Here is a 2,847-nt window from a genome sequence, read left to right as displayed (position 1 = left end):
CTACCGTCTCGATCTCTTGGAACTTTAATTTCATCTTCACCAAAGGAAGTTTTTATTTTCTTGGTTCCGTGTCCATTACGGTAATTACCATTGAAGGTTTTTTGATGTTTTTCATTGTCTAAATGTGCATCAAGTTCTGCTTCAAGCATATGTTCAACTGCTCGTTTGTGCATTTGTTTAAAAAATGAAGTTAAATCTTCTCCATTTTTAAAGGATTTGTAGAATTCCTTGTTGTTTAATAAGTCGTCTCTTTCAATCATAACTATGTAAATATATAAAATGTTAAAAAGTTATTTCCGAAAATTTTTGAGCTTTTTGAATTAGCTCAAATTTTCAGAATAACTTTTTAACTTACACACTTTGTGTTATACTGCCCTATCTTCTCTAATTCCTTCTGCAAATCGGAATGATAAAAATCAGGAATAAATTTGCCACCTTTCGATAAAGAATTATATACCCATTGTCCTGGAGTTAAATTGTTTTCAAAAATTTCTTTGGCAATTTTCATTCCGTCAATCGCATTGCCTTCTTCGGCAGTTTTTGCTTTTCGGCTACTTTTATACCCCCTTTTTTTGTTAAGCATTAATAAAACTTTAACTAATTCTTCTTTTGTAACGGCTTCAACAGCCGATTTAGCTCTCAATTGATACGAAGAAAAAGTTGTCGATGCACCAGTTTCTGCATAAACAAAATCAGTCGCAATGAATTTTATTCTGCTGAATATTTCTAATAAAGCTTCTCTTCTTTGTTTGAATCGTTGCAAACCTCTTCTTGCGCCACGTTTTAAAGTTCTATCTGCGTTTATAGAAATTGTATTGCCTTTTTTGAAATCAGATTCTTCATCTGTAGTAAGTGGAACAATGCGAACGCCTGTATTTACAATTGAAGACACTTCAATCTCGTTTTCTGCCTCATTTATAAACGCCCATCCAATAGATGTTGTTCCTAAATCTAATCCTAATATTTTTTTCATTGTACTTGCTTATATTTTAATTATTCTAGTTGTCTAGATTTATTTTTAACTATAAATGTAAGATAATTAATATTATTTAGATACATTTTTATTATATATAAAAAAAAAGTTGTAGTATTGTACTACAATTTTGAAGCAATTCACAATAAGGATTATTCCGTTGTGAAAACATTTAAAGCGGCCTCTAAAGGGTCGCTTTTTTATTTAGGTATTTTGTGAAAATGTTGTTTTATTACCGCAATGCCCTAGCCCCGATAGTAGTGAAAATCCTTTTTGAGGCTTTTCGCCGAAAAAAGATTGCAACGGATAGCGGGATTGGCTCCTAAAAAAACTACTTTTGCAGCGCAGACCGCCTTATCGTCGCCAATTTATTGGGGGAGGAAAGTCCGGACACCAGAGAGAAGCATAGCGGGTAACACCCGTCGGCTCCAATTTATTGGGGTTAGGACAAGTGCAACAGAAAGTATGTACAGGTAATGCTGTAGTGAAACCAGGTAAACTCTATGCGGTGAAATTTCAAGTATATCGGTAGTTAAGGGCTTCTCGTCCGTTGCTGAAGGGTAGAAAGATGGAGCTTGTGAGTAATTGCAAGCCTAGATAAATGATAAGGTATCGTTAGTAATATCGAGAACAGAATCCGGCTTATAGGTCTGCTTTTTTTTAGGTTATAATCTTAAATTCTAAACCTACATTGCGAATACTTTCAATAGTAATTCGGTTGTCGCTAGAGAAATATTTTCTAATTCGACTTATAAAAACATCCATACTTCTTCCTGAAAAGAAATCGTCATTTCCCCAAATATGTTGCAAAATATCATTTCGTTTTATGCGTTTGTTTTTATTTTTTAGAAAAAACAAAATAACAGCAACTTCCTTTGCTGTAAGCCTTTGTGTATGATTACCTAACTTTAATTCTAACCTATTCGGATCAAAAATATAATTACCAATTGTTATTTCATCGCCTGAAAAAGTTGTTTGATTTTTTTGCTCGCCTCTTTTCAAAATATTGTTTAATCGCAAGACCAATTCGTCGGCTTCAAAAGGTTTTACAATATAATCATCGGCACCCAATTGCAATCCTTTTAGTTTGTCTTCTTTGAGTTTTCTGGCAGTTAAGAAAACAAATGGTGTTTCAGGATTCATATCAATTATTTTTTGGGCTAGTGTAAAACCGTCCATTTTTGGCATCATGATATCAAACACGCAAATATCGAAAGTTTCATTCTCAAATAGGAGTAAGGCTTCTTCCCCGTCTTTAGCCCAAGTAATATCGTAATTATATAGCTCCAGATATTGTTTTAAAACATCAGCAAAATCAAAATCATCTTCGGCAAGTAGTACTTTTTTCATTTATCGGCTTTTAAATTCAATTAATAAATACGAAATTAAGAAACGCACAAGGATTAAATATTTTTTTATAAGAAATCAATCCAAAATAACCCACTATCACTTCAGACAATAACAACTTCATAAAATCCACAAAATAATCTTGCCTTTCTATCTATTTTTAAACGACAAATATCCTACTTTTAATATTTCCCCACAAGTTTATAAACTTAGATCCCCAAACCCCATAAAACAAGTATCATATATAAGGTATGTTTTTTATTTTTTTTGGGCGTGCCCCGTCGTCGTTCCTCCTCGGGTCGGGCTATCCGTTACAAGTCCTCGCACCTCCTTCGTCGGGCTGTGGGCTTTCCACTACTATCCCTCACGCGCAGCATCCAAGAAACAACATTTATAAAAAAGAATACACCATTCAAAACAGTATCATCGACATACCAAAAGACTATACTATATAAAGAACCACCACAAAACAGCTTTAGCCACCGCAAACCCCCAACAATTAGCAATGCTTCAAAAAAAACCAAAGA

4 protein-coding genes and 1 other RNA gene are annotated in these 2,847 nt (G+C 33.7%); 1 reads left to right on the top strand and 4 read right to left on the bottom strand.

The genetic code is table 11. The features are described 5' to 3' along the window. A partial coding sequence (locus B0A57_RS11905) for a transposase (RefSeq protein WP_207758890.1) occupies positions 1-260 on the bottom strand: 260 nt, incomplete at its 3' end. 86 nt (positions 261-346) lie between these two features. After that, positions 347-973 carry a type II CRISPR RNA-guided endonuclease Cas9 gene (gene cas9, locus B0A57_RS11900; RefSeq protein ID WP_038466921.1) on the bottom strand — a complete coding sequence of 209 codons (627 nt, stop codon included), beginning with the start codon at positions 971-973 and terminating at the stop codon, positions 347-349. A 341-nt stretch (positions 974-1,314) separates the two neighbouring features. Here cas9 and rnpB point away from each other — a divergent pair. Further along, positions 1,315-1,634: RNase P RNA component class A (gene rnpB / locus B0A57_RS11895), an RNA gene on the top strand. Here the strand turns inward: rnpB and B0A57_RS11890 are convergent. Together B0A57_RS11890 and B0A57_RS12345 are read right to left on the bottom strand one after the other, a co-directional pair. After that, entirely contained in the window at positions 1,634-2,323 is a 690-nt protein-coding gene (locus B0A57_RS11890; protein ID WP_034098285.1) for a response regulator transcription factor, read from the bottom strand. The two genes, rnpB and B0A57_RS11890, sit on opposite strands and share 1 nt — an antisense overlap. A gap of 308 nt (positions 2,324-2,631) precedes the next feature. After that, the coding region (locus tag B0A57_RS12345; RefSeq protein WP_207758889.1) for a hypothetical protein at positions 2,632-2,847 on the bottom strand (216 nt) is incomplete at its 5' end.

It is taken from the genome of Flavobacterium psychrophilum DSM 3660 = ATCC 49418, from assembly GCF_002217405.1.
GTDB lineage: Bacteria > Bacteroidota > Bacteroidia > Flavobacteriales > Flavobacteriaceae > Flavobacterium > Flavobacterium psychrophilum.
Note: the sequence above shows the minus strand (reverse complement) of the source record. Positions and strands in the feature narration are given on the sequence as shown.

Bases quoted from the DNA above. Each gene is read 5' to 3' on its own strand.
- B0A57_RS11890 (WP_034098285.1), bottom strand. From the start codon at position 2,323: ATGAAAAAAGTACTACTTGCCGAAGATGATTTTGATTTTGCTGATGTT.
- cas9 (WP_038466921.1), bottom strand. From the start codon at position 973: ATGAAAAAAATATTAGGATTAGATTTAGGAACAACATCTATTGGATGG.